This is a genomic window from Paenibacillus sp. Marseille-Q9583, from assembly GCF_976954365.1.
The window spans coordinates 1-15,295 of sequence record NZ_CDRJTB010000102.1 but is presented as its reverse complement, the minus strand read 5'-3'; the positions used below and the strand labels follow the sequence as shown (position 1 = coordinate 15,295).

The window sequence follows — 15,295 nt, the reverse complement described above, 5'->3', positions numbered from 1 at the left end:
CCATACGCAGCGCAAGATCAGCGCTGCACCACAGAGAATGAAAATGGGTAAAATCTGTCAATACTTCTACTAGGGCTGGGAGAAGAAGGTCTATGAACTATGGTGCCATTAGAGCCCAACCGTAATCGATATTGAGAACACGTTATACAAGAAGGGACTCTTACAGGATTTAATTTAACCTTTAAGAGTCCACAAGATTATTATAGTAAGTAACTCGCCTCATTTTACTCGTTCATACGGACAAAATCTTTAAAATACAAAACCCTCAGAGGTCACTAAGAAAGGTGACCTCTGAGGGTTTTATTCATTTAATCTAATAATAGTAACAATGAAGTAATTAATAATGAACTTTTTATTCCTTTATAGATTCCTTAACTTTAAATTAAGATCAGATTGATAAATTTCTTTGAACTGCACGTTCTTTAACCTATCACTTAGTTTAACTGACCTCATGATTTCTTCACGGGTCGAAAGCTCACACCTCAATCCAAAAATTATCTCTGTGATTTCTCCTTCAATTGGGTGAGAACCAAACGCCTCTTTAAGTCCACGCCATTCTGATTCATAGTCCCAAGTGTCTATTTTTGTTGTCAGTACCTTTTGAATAGAAGGATCATCAAAAGTGATTTCAAGTGAATTATGTGTGTCATACATTTTTAATGTTGCATTATAATGCTTCAAATCCATGCTAATAGGCATTGACCTAGGAATATATGTAACTGGTTTATACGCCTCTGCTGAATAATTACTTACTCCTATAGCAATTCCTTTATGCTGAGCCGCATAATGTGCCCATAAAAGGTCATTTAAAGGATCCGAGCTTAAGCTCAGTACTCCTGCATTATTAATAACTTTATCAATTGATTCTATAAATTCAGCAGGTTTTGAAAATTGCCGACCAATGTGTTGTTTTAATTGACAATTAAGGTACCTATGCTTCCTATCAATATCCCAATATTCTTTCTTTTCAAATACATCTAAAACTTTCTTTCTAAATTTTTCAGCTTCAGGATTTGGAGATGGAGAAAACAAAAAACCAGATAGCTGATTTTGTTTATGCCTATTAATAAATGAATCTGCTAGCAATTTCGAAATTTGCTTACGGTATCCCTCATTAGGATCATTTAAGTCCTTAACTTTAGAGTACCAAAAACTATTTTCCGAAAAAATTTTCATAGTAAACTCATTAATATCACGAAACTTATATAAAACTCCCATCAAGCTCTGCCCTCCAACTATTGCTATTCATATTATTATAGCTAATGGATATGTATTGGTGCAATGAACTTGTTTACAGCAGTAGAACGGCTCCTATTACTCTCTTTTTAAAGTGGTGCTCAAATGAATCCATATAGTACAATCAAAAGTTATATTGCCATCCGCTAAGAACGAATTTTTCATTCATCCTGTTTCTTACCCTTTTAACCAAGTTTTTTAATCCCTAGGCACAAAGACAAAATGCGAGTCGTTGATTAACACACTGCTATCCATGGATTGGTTACCACATGTTATGCCTACGCCGAAGGAGCTAGATGCTTGTAGTGTAAGCGTTCCTGAGATTTCCATGATATTTATAGACTAAAATCGAGAGGAATGAGACTGAGCAGCTAATGGGTAAACATACAGAAATGAATGCTCCTTTTAAGCATGAAAGGCATCTGTATCCGTATATTTTTGAGATGAAATAATTCTCAGAATCAGTTAATTATTATTTTAGTAGCATAAAGATAGGATACGTGGTTGAGAGAGTTGGTACATGCTATACTACATTCTAGCAGGACATGCGGCAATGGAGCGGATTAGATGAGTATTTTTGAGTCACTTTCTTTAATGTTGACTTTTGGGAGTTATACCGTTTCTACAATGGCAGTGGTCATTTCAGTACAGGCTTTAAAGCAAACAAAAAAGTAGCCTAGCTCTTGGTCGGGAGAGGCTACTTTTCGAAAAACATTTTTTAAAATTTGAAGTCGCATGTCCTGTGAAATATGCGCTTTTTTAGATATGCTTAAAATCATACGCTTTTTCTAGTAATGTTACAATGATATATATTTATTAACGCATATCTCCGAATATAACTATCCTTTTCAGTGTATGTTAGAGCATTGAAATCTGGGTGATAATCTAACTGAGTTTACAGCCTAATACTTATTACGAGACTTTTCTTCTGGCTAATATATTTCAAATTTGATAATTAAAATCAAATATATTATCTAGTGTCTATTTATAAAGCGTTATATACCTATTTCAGTATCTTCAGGGAAATCTCTAGCAAAATATTGTTTGGCACAACCATCGACAAGAATTTTTCGAGTATTTTCATGGATTTTTAATAACTGATTCAACACAAAGATCCGTTGAACATTATCTTCAGCGAACATATACAATTGTCTTTTATAATAGTTAATTTCTCTCTGGTAAGGTCCAAAGTACCGCTCATTCTTTTCATAGAGTTTGAGTAATTCTATATGCAGTTTATACACGTCATCATAATTCATGCTTGCTTTTCACCCTTTCCCGAAAATACAGTTCATATTCTATTATTTTCTCCATCTTTCAATTATTGATACTGTTCCTATCAGCAATCTTTTGGCTTCTAGTGACGAGTAATAACGGCCTATTAATCATTCGAAACACAACCTAATAATCTTGACTTAAATCAAAGAACCCTTCTAAATTTAGGAGGGTTCTTACATTTCATCAATTATGGTTATCACCTTATACTACTTTGCTCCTTAAGCCACTGTTCTACAACCTCATCAAGAAAAATTATTCTTCTACGAATTCGCACATGAGGAATTTGTTTTTCCCTTACCATCGTATAAATACTATCAGTTGAAACATTTAAATATTGTGCAATTTCATTAACAGTAGAGGTTTTTTTCACGTATGATCATTCTCCCTATTAACATTTCATTTTTTTTGTTACAATATCTTTTTGAATCTTGCGGACACTCTTCTTGTCCGCGCCTGTTCCTCACAGGCCAAAGACAGTTCCCACTGTAATTACGCATCCCAATGCGGTAAAATGGCTTGCTTTATTTGAGCATGCTTAAATTCATGGATCTCCATGCCTAAGTGATTGTTCTTAATTGAACATTTAATAAACCGAAATGGTGAGAGTAAACACTTTGAGAGTATAACTCATAGTGTTTTTTTGATATGAATACCACCATACTTCTCCACTAATCAAATTGATCCTATACACCAGTATGGCCATATCCTTTCTCTCTTTAAATTTTCTCAGGCTCAGTGAGAATATTAAACGAGCAATTCATCAATAATCAGTCAGTACAAATATCGGACGAAAAGGAATCAATCAGTGGATCTGGGATAATAACGTGCTAACTGATATTCCAACTGATATTCTAAAAAAACATCTCTGCAAAAAAAAAAGGACGGACGCTTATTATTTCTACCAAGAGTATTTACTCGTCCGGGAACTGACACAAAAACTATCTGTATATCTAAAAATGCCTGTCCATGAAATATTGGATGAAAACCTTCTAAATCGCGAAGTATGGTTGTATTTATCAGAATTCTTTGCAACAACAGATCAAAAGTTACGTCTCATAAAGTCTTTGGTTAAAGATTCTACGAAGGCTGCTGAATACGGTGCCAAAGAATTTCACCATTTGTTTTCCCCACGAAATAATCGCAAATCAAAAATAGTTCATCCAAAAATGCAATTGTATACGAAGCAGTTAACGAAAGAAGGAAAGTCTATATTCACCATAAAAAGATACATGCTTCACATCAATAATATGTTATTTTGGTTGGTTAACAATATGAAAGATTTTACAGGGTATGAGTTACACACTATTCCAATTCTATCAATCAAAGAAATTCACTTACATGAATTTCGCTCCTACCTACTGAAGAAAAATCGAAAAGGAGAGTATAGTTCTATCACTATTAGTGAATGCATCTATGCAATTAAAAACTTCTTTGTATTTCTGAAAAAAACGTTTAGTTTTCCAGATCCAGCAAGAAAAATTAAATCGATAAAAGCATCACGTTATCATTTCCGAGACCTTCCCACCGAAGAACAACTCTGTACTTTTTTCGATGTCATTGACGTGTATTCCCAAAATCCACTTTTGGAGTCTATTGCGTTTCAATTCATGTTGACACTTGGCCTTCGTTCTATAGAAGTTTCACATGTATCGTGGAATGACATCAACATGGAAATCAAAACAATTACTATTCACGGTAAAGGTGGAAAAAGCCACATGCTGCCATTGACTAGAAAATTATACCGTGACTTAGAAATGTGCAAAAGGCTTCCTTCAACACCAAAATACTTATTTGGCGATAATCCATTTAAGATTACAAGACAACTCCTAAATAACTATAAACTATACAGTCATATCGCTGGCTGGAACTTCCCTGGCGGACTCCATTTATTCCGTCATTGTTTCGTAACGAATCTAGCTGGAAAAAATCCACCCCCTCAACTGCTAAAAGAACTCACCCGGGTAGTTAAGATGGATACAGTTAGTTTATATACCCATCTCAATCAGCAAACAAATTGGCTTTCTCAACAAATTAATAAGCTTGACTATTCACCTAAGGGAGGTAAATGAGTATGCCTATCTACGACCCGGAATTTGAGATGGATCTTTCCTTAGAAGATAAAATTAAAGAAATGGCTGAGGCCTTTGGTCCCCACAAATTCCTGCAGGTGTTAAATCAAATGGATTGGGTTCCAAAAAACACCACTACTGGTCAGCCTGCGGAACACGTGTTGCTTCAAGAGGCTGTTGAATTTTATTTTTCTAATGCTTCGTTCATGGAACTTGCAGAATCTTCACAAAAAACTTACCGCTATGAAATGGGTATGTTCATCGAATTTTGTAACAAGCATTTTTCAACGGATCCAGATTTCAAATCGGTTTGTACCTCTCTATTTTTAAGCAGTTATGTAACATCGGTGGATAACAAGAATACACGAAGCAAAAAGGCTGCATTTCTGAGAAACTTTCTGCGAACCATTCTTGACCATTTTTATGACGAAAATATAGATAAGCTCAAGCGTGTATTAGAGGTAAAGGTCGATAAACGACGTCTCCCCCGCGCCTTCACCAAAGAACAAATTGATGAGTTATCTATGCTTGCAAGATTAGGTCGTGAATCTTACCGTATTTTGTTATCCTATGGACTTTTCTTGGTACAGGAATTCGTCTCAGTGAATTGTGTACTCTTCAAGTTGGAGATATTAAGCCGCAAACCCAAGATATTTACGTACGTTCAAAGGGTGAAAAAGAGTATAAGACTGCAGCAAAAATCACTAACTTTTCACTGGAACTACTCCTTCAATTTGTGAAATTTAGGTATGGTGCTTTAAGGGATTTATCCAACTATTCTGAACTATACGTGTTCTCCGACAATAAGGGAATGTCCCCTCTTCATGATAGTACCATTCAAAAAATGTTTTCTAACATCATAGATAAGGCGTCAACCATTACTGTTGATGATAAAAGGGATTATCAACTTTCTGTTCACTCCCTTCGTCATTCTTTTGCACTTTATCTGCTGGAGTCTGGTGTAAATATATACACGATCCAGCAATTACTTAGGCATAAATGGTTAAGCTCAACGGAGGTTTATCTTAACTTGTTTGACAACATGCTCGTTAAAGTGATCAATCAACATCCGCTTGCAAATCTAAAAGTCACTGATTTTTTTTAAGGAGACCGATAAATGAACAATATCTTATTTGAATCTAAATACTATAAATTTTGGTACGAGCATGTAGATCTTTCAGGGAAGCGTGATGTCGAGACTCAACTGCGTAAATTTGAAAACTATCTACTAGTGAGGGGGTTTGAAGGGGACCTTGATTTTGATAAATTCCATGCAAGCCAAAAACATCCGGGTTCCTTTCGCCCCATTCAGGAATACTTTATCGATCAGTACGTGGAGTATCTTCGAATAGATTACCAGGCAACAAAATTTGTTATGTACAATGCAATAGTTCATTAAAAAATTTCTTTAAATTTCTATATGATATGGAGTTAATCAAACATAATCCTATGGAGGATTACCCCAATCCATATTACTATCGGCCAATTAAAAATACCGCTCTTTCAAAAGAGGAGTGCCTTGCTCTTCTCGATGCTGCATTAAAAAAGGAACCATTCTTTCGGCAGGAGTTCGTTTTAATTTGGTTTATGCTAATTACAGGGGTAAGAAATTCAGAAGTTAGATTTCTTTCTCGAGACAGTGTTAATTTAGACAGCAGGATAGTTTTAATTCAGGAAGGTCAGAAAGGGAATGCTCGTTCTACGAGTATCACCACTGCTCTATCAGAGGAACTTAGACGGTATATGAATCATTCAAACTATATCACTTGGGCAGGTAACAATAATACCACATTGTTTTTCAATGAAAGAAATCAGTTAACCGCTTATGCGCTAAGAAAAATTTTGAGAACCTTGAGCCTTGAAGCAAATCTATCCCGAATCATAACTCCTCATGACTTGAGACATACAGCTGCATATCTCATGCAATCAGCTGGTATTAGTATGGTCGCAATTCAAAGACAGCTTGGACATCAAATACTATCTACAACACTGCAATATACCCCACCGTTAAATGACTTAGCTGAGATTTTAACTCGTAGTGAATGATAATCGTGCATAAAAATAGCTAATTCCTTCATTATCGCTACATATTCAATGTGCATAATAGAAATCCCCTATAGCAGTAAGGTTTTGGGGGTGTGCATTCTTTACGTTTAAATTGTAAATCAGCCAGTACTGATTCCAAATTCATGACCATTACTCAAGAGCAATTACTTTACTGCAGGAGGATTCAAACATCATGTTGAAGTTAGTCTTTTCGGATTTACTCGAGTGTTCTTACTTCGCATCCGTCCTTATCTTCATAAGGTTCATAATTTTCTCACAAATGATCTCTTATATCTCCGAATACTTTGGCTCGTTACCAAAAATATGAAAATAAGCTTTTGGTCATCCCTACTCTTCCTTCTTTTCGAGTATATTGCTCAGCCAAGGATTTTTCCAAAACCAAATCCGGCTTTGCCGTTCACACGATAATGTCCGTCCTTCGGCTCTTTCACTAATTCTATTTCTTTTTCAACGTTTTTCTCATATGCTTCCAACTCGAAGAATTCCTTAAATAACCTAGGAATGATCCAATCGTAAAGGAGTTCATTAAACTTATTAACAGCTTTTATTAGCATTCATACCTTCGGGCCTTGCAATATTCTTTCTATTTCAAATCAAAAGTGATTTAAGTACCTTGCAACTTCAGCAACGAGAGTATATGAACTGAACATACGTTTTTCACGGAGTTCCGAGATATCCTGATTAATTTCTATTTTCTTGCTAATAACATCATTAAAATCAAAGCCTTCTTTTTGCTTGTAAATTAGCGTGTACTTTTCTGTATCAGCTAAATTAAGAGGTACAATTTGAACTTCATATTGTTTTCTACCACTATCGTTACCTTAAAATCATCAATACCAAGCTGAACGAGTTCATCTTCGAGAATTTCAAGTTTTCTTCGGATAGGTAAACATTCGCTGTCTATCCCAAGCTGTTCAAGTCGAGTCAACTAATAAAAACGTTTTAAGAGTCTTTTGAAGTTAGGGAATATGGAGTTACAGCTTTTTTGAAGGAGCACCCGTGTAATATATCTCCACTTTCCATTCGGATACCAAACTCACCAGAAAAATATACAACTAATATCTCATGAAGATATTAATTGCATAATCATATAAAGCTATCAAATTTAAAATTTTCCTTTGAGCAAACATGGAACTCTGATGGAAATTTTCAAGGAAATCCCATCAATACTTTCTAATTCAACTCCGTATTCGTCACCATACTCCATCTTAATCCTCTTCTTAATAATCTCCAAGTTATTCCACATACTTTCTCTTATCATAATAGTTTCATCTTTAGAGTTTGTTATAACTTTCCCACCGGATTTATATCTTTCATCCAATTCACCATATTTTATATCTGTCCTCCCATACTCGATGAGTACGATATAGTTCATGCCCTCTTCTACAAAAGTACGGATTGTTATATCGAGGCTATTTTGTGGTGTTAGAAGTATAAATGCATTCTCCACAATCCTCTGCAGTGACATTTTTAGAACTTCATATCCATAATGATCGCTTGCAATTTCGATTTTAAGCTTCAGCTTATCCTCATAGCGAATGTTCATGATTTTAATATAATCTTGAATGTGACATAGTTCTTCCTTCTATGGGACGTAATCACTCGACCATGATAAACTATAACGCTAAAAACAACCTATTGAGGTTAAAGCATCAGCGATAGTGTACTGGGACTCGATCTCAGCAAGCATCTTCAGATTTTCTAAGGCATTATATAAGAAATCAGCATCGATGTGTTTCTTGAGAGAATGTACATCATCAACATTTGTTACTGACTGATTAATTTTCTTGTTCATATATGCGAACACCCACTTTCCTCTACTATCTATATAGATTGAACTCGTAAATTTAAGTCCGCACAAATCGGGTAAAAAAGTTACATACCGAAAAGGTCGAGATCAAAATGACAATGTGAGCAGGAGATTGAACAACTGACCATGTCCATGGCGATGAAAGAAACTGAAAATACACGCATGTACGAAAGATATCTAGCCATCCGTTTGCACCTGGAAAGATAAATGATATTGGCGAGATTTCAAGAAGATCCTTCCCCACTATTAGTGGGGAAGGACTGACTATCGGAAGCAGGGACTGCAAGGGTGCGATTTGAAAAATACCCCGGCGGCATTCGGAAACTCACGGATGAAAAAGAGGAACGGTTTAAATAAACAATAAACAATTCCCAACTAAAGTCCGGCAGATATCCGTTTCGAAGCGAAATACAGATGGAACTTTGAATATTATCCGATCTCACATTTATCGGGAATTGGCGAAACTATACGTTGAGAGGCATCTCTAAACCGTTGCATCATCTGCTTGGCTTTAGTTATTCGAATGCTATTTACACTCTGGTACGATAGACCATATATTGTTAAAGATGAATCCATGATTCGAGCCTATTTGCCTTTACAGTATAACTGGTTTCCTAAAGAGGATGCCAACGCAATATCTTGACTCATGACGAACATAAGAGAGACTTTTGCTGTCATCGACTACGCATCCGATCATGTGACTGACCGAGAAGAGGAATAGTTAGATGTAGTGGCTTTCAGTAGCTTTGGGTCGATATCCTGCAGGCATATCCCAAAAGAAAACTTGTTATGGTGTTAGACCATCCCCAAACTCATCATTCCGATAAGATCCAGTCGATTCTTCTGGAGCATCCAAAACCTTAGCTTGTTTTTGCCCAAGTATAGCTCTGAACTAAACCCGTAGATGGGTTGTGGAAATGGTTGAAATATGATGCCATAAACAATGTCTTTTTTCACATGTTTTACAACATCTATTCTCATGTTGCAGCCTTTATGAAACGGGTTGATGAGGTCCCCTATTGATTGATCGACTACTTCTTTGGGTATAACGTTTTTCAGTTCAATCTATATAGTAGTATTAACAAAGTACAATTAAAAACTATAAAAAAATTCAAATAAAGCTTTCATTTTACTGAACATTATCGTAATACTTTATTAGCTTTTCTGTTTTTTTTGTGTTTATATATAAGGATTAGTTACCTGCTTACTTGCATTGAATAATACATCATATTAGAGCTTCCTTAAAGATTATCCATAAAGAAATCAACCACTTTTTCTTCATATTTACTAGGGTTCGCACCATAACTGCCTACATGGTCAGCACCATCGACTGCCCATAACTCAGCTTTGTTTTCCATTGCACGATTAAGAAGACGTTTAGAATGATTTATTGATATTGAATTGTCTTTGTTACCATGTATTAATAATACGTTTGCCTTAATCCGTCCAATCATATTTTCAGGACTAACTTCATTAGGATCAATACCCGTAATGAAAGGAAAAATACTAATAATAATTTTACTAAATGGAATCCGGGGGAGACCGGTCCAATTAGTTAAATTTTCTTTTAATAAATCACCTAAGTTTGCATACGGACTATCTGCTATAACAGCTTGAATATCCTCACTTTCAGCAGCTGCCATTATTGATACGGATGCACCCATGGATACCCCTAAAATACCGATGCTACTGTCTGGGCTGTTAGTTTTCACATATTCTATGGCAGCTAATAAATCTTTCTTCTCATTATAGCCAACAGTAGTCAAATTGCCCTCGGATTGACCTGAGTTCCTAAAATCAAAAAGTAAGACATTAAACCCTTTATCTGACAGTACTTTTGAAAGCTTTAATACTCCATATGATTCTTCCAGTCGGTTATTTGCATAACTATGAGCAAATATAATTGTTTTATTAGAAGCTTCTCCTGAAGCATTTATCATCCAACCACTTAAGATAATTTTATCAGTACTAGTAAAAGTAATATCCTCATATTGTAATCCATATTTATCAGGTGAATCATTTAATGGACGATGAATAGGGTGCGTCAATTGCCAGCTTACAAAAATCGATAATCCTACGATAGCTAGTATACCAACAATAACAATCACTACAAACATCTTAAGAAAAAGAGACCTATTACTCGCCCTAGTTCTTTTTTTCACTTGTAAATCCATGTTATATCCAATCCCCTTTTCATGTTTATTTTCGATCATACATAGAATTTCATGATTTAAATCTAGCGAGTACAACTTCCATGTTAGTGTTTGTTTTTTATTAATTTGTGGTATAGATATTTTTCATAGCTTTATCAACAATTTTCAACACTTCGGTTACTTGTTCATTAATAAAAAAATGCCCCCCGCTTATTTCAATAATTGAAATCTCACTCTTTGTATGTCTACGCCACTCCTGCATGCCATCGTCGGGCTGACTTTCATCTTTCCCAACAAGTATGGTTGAACTACATTCGATTCTTTGCCCTCTTTCCACATACTTATATGTCTCAATTGCTTTAAAGTCTGCTCTCAATATCGGCAAAAATATTTCTAATAATTCAGGATACAGAAGTATCTCCTTTGATGTTCCTCCAATTTTAATTATTTCATCTAAAAAACTTTCATCAGGTAGCATATGCAGAGTACTCTCCTCAGGATCAATATGGGGCGGTAACTTTGCAGAAAGAAACATATGTACCGGCTGTTTATAATCACAAGCTTTGATCTTATGATATATTTCATATGCAATAATGCTTCCCATACTGTGGCCGAAAATAGCGTAAGGAGTACCTTCAACAATATCTTTTTCGATTAATCTAAATACGTCGTTCACAATATCTTTCAGATTATCATACAATAAATCATTAATCCTATTTCCTCTACCTGATAATTCAACCGGTACTACTTGAATATGCTGACTTAAGCTCTCACTCCATTTACTATAAATAGAACCAGCTGAACCACCTGCATATGGAAAACAAAATAATTTAATTTTAGCCATAACCGTCTCCTCAAATAAATGAAAGTATTTTTACAATGTTTACGCACCTTTCTTGATGGTCTTACTTCCATGATACCAAACAAAAAGGTTATTTTCTGTCAAAATCGTCGATAAATTTAATATATTTATTCTTACAGTCTCAAAGTTTAAAGATGATTTTCCCGGTCATTAAGTAGACGTGATCCTCACGGTACACCCCTCACAGATCCGTTCATTAGAAGCCTTTTAAAGGAACTGCGAAACGTTCAATAATGAAATGGACTTTTTCATGAGATTACTTCAGCCAATCAGCAGACCTGAAATTAGGAGTCAATTTCATAATTCAGTTTGCTGAACAGCAAGACTTGCCCAAAATTCGAGGTCATTTAAAAAAAAATTAGGCCACTTGCTGGGACTTACTCAACTGCTTGTTTAACTTGTCTAGCGCAAATTTACTGAGATTGTAGGCCAACGTACTGAGCTGGAAATCGATACTTACCCGGACGCCACGGTGACGTGCGTTTCATGACAAAATACTCTTTAAGATATGCAAAAACACGCTCCACAGCCGTTCGTTTTTTTGTATAGCCGCGTAAAATTTTCGCTGCCTCTTGCTGGATTGGCGTGATTACGCAAATCCATTTTCATGCCGATTTTAAAGACTTTTTGGCAGCCGAAACCGGAAAGCGGACAGACTTTGCACTGGCTAGGCTTGGTATACCGTAAGATTTCGTACTTGACATCAAAACTGTCGTAGCGGTAGGCATGGCCCTGTGAGCACATAGGGGTGTAGTCCTGGTTCATACCCACGGGCGGTTTTTTGTGGTGAATCATTTTAATAATAGGAAAAGCACCTAACTAATGAATCAACTGGTAAATGGCCGAACTGTCATACCTTTTGCCGCCCAAGACATGCTTCATCTTCAGTCCAGGAAACTTCAGGTGCAACCCTTTAAGGAGCAGGACGGCCATCCGCTGGTCATTCAGATTCACCGAACTAAAGACGCCGCTAAGCACATACTGACAGTCCGCATCAACCAATACGCTTGCCTTAAACCCGTAATAACTGGTGAGTCTGCTCTTCGTATTTTTCTTGTCACAGCGTGCGGCGTGCCGGGGTAGCGCGGTAAGGAGCTCGTCATATGTGTAAGGCAGCATCGCCTCAATGATTTTCTCAAAGGGCCCTAAGTTCTTTTCATAGGCTTCCCGTTCCTGACGCCGTCGCTCTTTTTCTTCCGCAGAAGCCGGACCACGCCGGTAGACTGGTTTTTTAGGCGGCTCGTTGGCGGGGTGGGGCTCCGGCTCTGCGAGTTCTAACTGCAGTTGCTGGACCACCGGAGCTTCACTTGGCTTTTTGGTTCGGCGGTCCGGCGTTTCGACGCAGAATCACTGAACTGGCAATCCCATGCCTCGACAATCGAGGAATCAATGGCAAGATGTGTGCCCGTAACAAAGCCTTCTTCCATGGCAGACAGCTCCATGGTATCCTGCAGTTTTTCGAGCATTCCAGTTTGCTCAAGTGCAGAGATCAGACGGGTATACGAGGCCGGTCTCGGAATGCGATTCGAGCCGGTAAACCGGCACTGAGCTCGAAATTCCTCGCTGCGCTTAAAGCGCCCAGTCAGGGAAAAAACAAACTCAATGCCCTCCATCTTGGAGATGAGCAGCGAGTAAATCATGGCAGGTTTGTTTAGCTCCTGTGGCCGTCCACGGTGGTTCTTCTTCCGAAGTACGTGCAGGACCTCAGTAAGATTTAAGTGTTCGAAGATTTGACTATATTATCTTCCGGGCACATAAGGAGCAGCTCTTTGAAGGAAAACAGCTCTTCTTGTCGAATTAAATAGATAGGGATTACCTCTTTTCTTTCTCGGGTGTTGGTTTCGTCGCCTATATCTTCGAGAATTTGGGGAGGTACTCCTTTTTCTATGCTCAAAAAAACCAGTCATAGCAAGGGTTTTGAATTATGAAATTGTCTCATTAGTACAACTAGAGTACAATAAAACAAGATACCCTTCCTCAAAATAAACTGAGGAAGGGTGTCCTAATCTATACTATTGCAATGGGAATACGCTCACACATGGTTTATACAGAGAAACAAGACTTCTTCAAGAATAATTCGCATCAAATTTCAATCCAACAACAATAAATATTAGGTTGTACTTTGATACTTAGCCCTTTTAAAGTTAACATCCACTTGAACAGGAGTAAGAATCTATTAGCTATTTATCCTAATTGCACCTCTCATAATTCTGGTCATGTGACTAGCAAGGTATTCTGCATTAGGAGAATTCAATATATTGCGATGGGTGCCTGGTGTTTCAATAAGTGTAATTTCTCCTTTAACACAGTTCTCCCATCCTAATAATGATGACTCCTCCCCTCCAGGCCTTTGCGCTGCTTTAAATATAACTACATCTCCTTCATAAATACTAGATGGCTTATAATTTAGTTCCGCGAGAATATTAGCTTTTATTACTTCCAAAAACCTCTCTATGCCTTGCTCATTAATTTTGAAATTAAAGACATCCTTCCCCTTAAGTACTTTGAATAGATCAGACTTCCAATTTTTTTGTGAAATTTGACTAATCTCACTCTCTGAAAGGTAGAGTATTTCTTTCAATAAATTCTTTAAATGATCATCTACATTATTTCCGGCTCTCTCTTGCTTACCCTCAGCTAGTTCAATGGGTTTGTCTATTATAAACACTTTACTCACTTGTTTACCGCTCTTTACTAGTTGTTTAGCGGTCTCAACTGCTACAATTCCACCAGATGACCAACCCGCAAGAAAATATGGTCCTTTAGGATGATGTTCTACAATTTTCTCGGCATAAAGCTTTGACATTACTTCAATATCACTAACAAAATACTGATGTTCTCCTAACCCTTGTGATTGAATAGCATATATTGGTTGATTATCACCCAAATAATGCGAAAGTAAAAAATAATTATTTATGAATCCGGCAACAGGATGAAAGAAAAAAAGTGACGGATTCTCTCCCTCAACCTGTATTGGAACAATACAATTCTCTTCTCTTTTGGTCAATTCATTTGAAAATAAATTTTTAAAATATTGGCGGGTTCTTTTTTGAGATAAATATATAGCGTCCCCTTTTGTTTTCCCCCTCATACCTAGTTCCTCAATAATTCCTTCCAATTTTTCTGCATACCAAGTCGCCAAGTGTTCAATCGTACTTTCTACGTACATATCCTCACGATATGACCAGTTGATACTCAGTTTTCCTGCTCTGACGCTTGCCTGGATATCCAAAACGTAAGGGTTTTGACTTTCAGAATGTTGAATAAATTCTCTAGATGAGCTAAACATTATTTCGCCATCTAGTAATTTGTCATCTTCCCCTAGGTACTTGAAAATCATTTTGCCCCTTTTCTCCTCTTCACGACCATGGATCTCCTCTATTATTTCACTTCCATACTTCAGAATTCCATAGCTTAATCCACCTTTTAAAATTTGACGGTATTGCTCCTTAAGCCCTTTGATGGATACATCCAGATCCGCTGTGTCATCCAATCTTAGAATCACGGGATAGATACTCGTAAACCAGCCAACCGTTCGGGACACATCTGTTTCTGACCCGATCTCTTCCCGGCCGTGACCTTCCACGTCCACCCACATGTTTGAATTCCCTGTCCATCTCTGATAGGTCAAAGCCAACGCCAACAGCAAGATTTCATTGATCTGGGTACCATAAATTTCCGAAATATCGTGTAGCAAAGCACCGGTCCGTTCTTCATCCAGCTCCACCCGGACTGTGTTCCGTGTTCCTACGGTTGTTCCTCCTTCGCGGTCAACCGGAATCCGGGGGTCAACCCCTTCCGTTGCTTTCATCCAGTAGCC

At 37.0% G+C, this 15,295-nt stretch carries 16 protein-coding genes; 6 read left to right on the top strand and 10 right to left on the bottom strand.

All coding sequences use genetic code 11. From position 1 onward, the window contains the following. Positions 1-360: 360 nt before the first annotated feature. Positions 361-1,218, bottom strand: coding sequence for a DUF2971 domain-containing protein (locus ACWNM1_RS28605; RefSeq protein ID WP_449603635.1), 858 nt, complete (start codon positions 1,216-1,218; stop codon positions 361-363). 585 nt (positions 1,219-1,803) lie between these two features. Between ACWNM1_RS28605 and ACWNM1_RS28600 the strand changes: the two genes are divergently transcribed. Then, positions 1,804-1,911 (top strand): putative holin-like toxin, encoded by a 108-nt coding sequence (locus ACWNM1_RS28600; RefSeq protein WP_449603633.1) that lies wholly within the window; start codon positions 1,804-1,806, stop codon positions 1,909-1,911. Positions 1,912-2,231: 320 nt separating this feature from the next. On the opposite strand, the gene ACWNM1_RS28595 is transcribed toward ACWNM1_RS28600, so the two are convergent. After that, positions 2,232-2,495 (bottom strand): hypothetical protein, encoded by a 264-nt coding sequence (locus ACWNM1_RS28595; RefSeq protein ID WP_449603632.1) that lies wholly within the window; start codon positions 2,493-2,495, stop codon positions 2,232-2,234. Between the two features lie 215 nt (positions 2,496-2,710). Further along, positions 2,711-2,884: a helix-turn-helix domain-containing protein gene (locus ACWNM1_RS28590; protein WP_449603631.1), complete on the bottom strand. Its 174-nt coding sequence runs from the start codon at positions 2,882-2,884 to the stop codon at positions 2,711-2,713. A gap of 454 nt (positions 2,885-3,338) precedes the next feature. Here ACWNM1_RS28590 and ACWNM1_RS28585 point away from each other — a divergent pair, with 454 nt between their 5' ends. Genes ACWNM1_RS28585 through ACWNM1_RS28565 form a run of 5 tightly spaced genes read left to right on the top strand, consistent with a single transcriptional unit; the run spans position 3,339 to position 6,629 of the window. After that, a complete protein-coding gene (locus ACWNM1_RS28585; protein WP_449603630.1) occupies positions 3,339-4,583 on the top strand; it encodes a tyrosine-type recombinase/integrase in 1,245 nt (414 codons plus the stop codon). A gap of 2 nt (positions 4,584-4,585) precedes the next feature. Beyond that, on the top strand, positions 4,586-5,323 hold the full coding sequence (locus tag ACWNM1_RS28580; protein WP_449603636.1) for a hypothetical protein: 738 nt from the start codon (positions 4,586-4,588) through the stop codon (positions 5,321-5,323). Then, positions 5,215-5,688, top strand: coding sequence for a tyrosine-type recombinase/integrase (locus tag ACWNM1_RS28575; RefSeq protein ID WP_449603634.1), 474 nt, complete (start codon positions 5,215-5,217; stop codon positions 5,686-5,688). The genes ACWNM1_RS28580 and ACWNM1_RS28575 overlap by 109 nt, the downstream gene beginning before the upstream one ends. Before the next feature lie 12 nt (positions 5,689-5,700). Further along, the gene (locus tag ACWNM1_RS28570) at positions 5,701-5,982 is read left to right on the top strand and encodes a hypothetical protein (protein WP_449603629.1); all 282 of its coding nucleotides are present in this window, start codon (positions 5,701-5,703) and stop codon (positions 5,980-5,982) included. A gap of 26 nt (positions 5,983-6,008) precedes the next feature. Continuing rightward, positions 6,009-6,629, top strand: a complete 621-nt coding sequence (locus tag ACWNM1_RS28565) for a tyrosine-type recombinase/integrase (RefSeq protein WP_449603628.1) — start codon at positions 6,009-6,011, stop codon at positions 6,627-6,629. Between the two features lie 377 nt (positions 6,630-7,006). Here the strand turns inward: ACWNM1_RS28565 and ACWNM1_RS28560 are convergent, their stop codons facing one another. The 7 genes from ACWNM1_RS28560 to ACWNM1_RS28530 form a co-directional block, all read right to left on the bottom strand. After that, positions 7,007-7,204, bottom strand: a complete 198-nt coding sequence (locus tag ACWNM1_RS28560) for a hypothetical protein (RefSeq protein WP_449603627.1) — start codon at positions 7,202-7,204, stop codon at positions 7,007-7,009. Positions 7,205-7,755: 551 nt separating this feature from the next. Then, positions 7,756-8,196, bottom strand: a complete 441-nt coding sequence (locus tag ACWNM1_RS28555) for a hypothetical protein (RefSeq protein WP_449603626.1) — start codon at positions 8,194-8,196, stop codon at positions 7,756-7,758. A gap of 1,505 nt (positions 8,197-9,701) precedes the next feature. Next, a complete protein-coding gene (locus tag ACWNM1_RS28550; RefSeq protein WP_449603625.1) occupies positions 9,702-10,634 on the bottom strand; it encodes an alpha/beta hydrolase in 933 nt (310 codons plus the stop codon). Positions 10,635-10,734: 100 nt separating this feature from the next. Further along, on the bottom strand, positions 10,735-11,457 hold the full coding sequence (locus ACWNM1_RS28545; protein ID WP_449603624.1) for a thioesterase II family protein: 723 nt from the start codon (positions 11,455-11,457) through the stop codon (positions 10,735-10,737). A gap of 837 nt (positions 11,458-12,294) precedes the next feature. Beyond that, a complete protein-coding gene (locus tag ACWNM1_RS28540; RefSeq protein WP_449603623.1) occupies positions 12,295-12,771 on the bottom strand; it encodes a hypothetical protein in 477 nt (158 codons plus the stop codon). After that, positions 12,750-13,115 (bottom strand): hypothetical protein, encoded by a 366-nt coding sequence (locus ACWNM1_RS28535; protein WP_449603622.1) that lies wholly within the window; start codon positions 13,113-13,115, stop codon positions 12,750-12,752. Before ACWNM1_RS28535 ends, ACWNM1_RS28540 begins: the two co-directional genes overlap by 22 nt. A 536-nt stretch (positions 13,116-13,651) precedes the next feature. Next, the coding region (locus ACWNM1_RS28530) for a condensation domain-containing protein (protein WP_449603621.1) at positions 13,652-15,295 on the bottom strand (1,644 nt) is incomplete at its 5' end.

Bases quoted from the DNA above. Each gene is read 5' to 3' on its own strand.
- ACWNM1_RS28605 (WP_449603635.1), bottom strand. From the start codon at position 1,218: ATGGGAGTTTTATATAAGTTTCGTGATATTAATGAGTTTACTATGAAA.
- ACWNM1_RS28600 (WP_449603633.1), top strand. From the start codon at position 1,804: ATGAGTATTTTTGAGTCACTTTCTTTAATGTTGACTTTTGGGAGTTAT.
- ACWNM1_RS28595 (WP_449603632.1), bottom strand. From the start codon at position 2,495: ATGAATTATGATGACGTGTATAAACTGCATATAGAATTACTCAAACTC.
- ACWNM1_RS28580 (WP_449603636.1), top strand. From the start codon at position 4,586: ATGCCTATCTACGACCCGGAATTTGAGATGGATCTTTCCTTAGAAGAT.
- ACWNM1_RS28570 (WP_449603629.1), top strand. From the start codon at position 5,701: ATGAACAATATCTTATTTGAATCTAAATACTATAAATTTTGGTACGAG.
- ACWNM1_RS28565 (WP_449603628.1), top strand. From the start codon at position 6,009: ATGGAGTTAATCAAACATAATCCTATGGAGGATTACCCCAATCCATAT.
- ACWNM1_RS28560 (WP_449603627.1), bottom strand. From the start codon at position 7,204: ATGCTAATAAAAGCTGTTAATAAGTTTAATGAACTCCTTTACGATTGG.
- ACWNM1_RS28555 (WP_449603626.1), bottom strand. From the start codon at position 8,196: ATGAACATTCGCTATGAGGATAAGCTGAAGCTTAAAATCGAAATTGCA.
- ACWNM1_RS28550 (WP_449603625.1), bottom strand. From the start codon at position 10,634: ATGGATTTACAAGTGAAAAAAAGAACTAGGGCGAGTAATAGGTCTCTT.
- ACWNM1_RS28545 (WP_449603624.1), bottom strand. From the start codon at position 11,457: ATGGCTAAAATTAAATTATTTTGTTTTCCATATGCAGGTGGTTCAGCT.
- ACWNM1_RS28535 (WP_449603622.1), bottom strand. From the start codon at position 13,115: ATGATTTACTCGCTGCTCATCTCCAAGATGGAGGGCATTGAGTTTGTT.